The 462-nt window shown below is 59.1% G+C and carries 1 protein-coding gene; it reads right to left on the reverse strand.

Translation table 11 applies throughout. From position 1 onward, the window contains the following. A partial coding sequence (locus AACY52_RS30930; protein ID WP_339561486.1) for an ATP-binding cassette domain-containing protein occupies positions 1-372 on the reverse strand: 372 nt, incomplete at its 3' end. Between the last annotated feature and the right edge of the window lie 90 nt (positions 373-462).

A 462-nucleotide genomic window follows, 5' to 3' on the forward strand; every position in this document is an offset into this window, starting at 1 on the left:
GGTTTTGGCGTATTTGTCCATCGCGACGGCTCGGTCCTCCTCAGAACCGTTGGCCATCTGGTGTTCCAGGGTGCGCATCCGCTCCAACATGTGGTCGAGGCCGCGCGCTGACAGAATCCTTGCCCTCGCGATCGTTTCCATGTCTGGATCGCGGGGATCTTGCGGCAAGTAGCCGAGTTCGCCGGTACGACGTACTGATCCTGCTGCGGGAAGGGCTTCACCGGCCAAGACACGCGTTAGAGTCGTCTTGCCGGCGCCGTTGGGCCCGATGATCGTGAAGATCTCTCCCTGCGCCACATCGAACGTAATGCCGTCGACCGCCTTGATGCCGCCAAACCTGATCGCGAGATCGCGCGCCTGGAGGATGCTCACTGCAAGCGCTCCGTCCGCATATAGGTTTTCTGGCGCTTGAAGGTCTCACTCTTGTACATCGGAAATTGCCAGAAGAAGAACTTGATCTTG

This window comes from Pseudomonas sp. EA_65y_Pfl1_P113, from assembly GCF_963970525.1.
GTDB lineage: Bacteria > Pseudomonadota > Gammaproteobacteria > Pseudomonadales > Pseudomonadaceae > Aquipseudomonas > Aquipseudomonas tritici.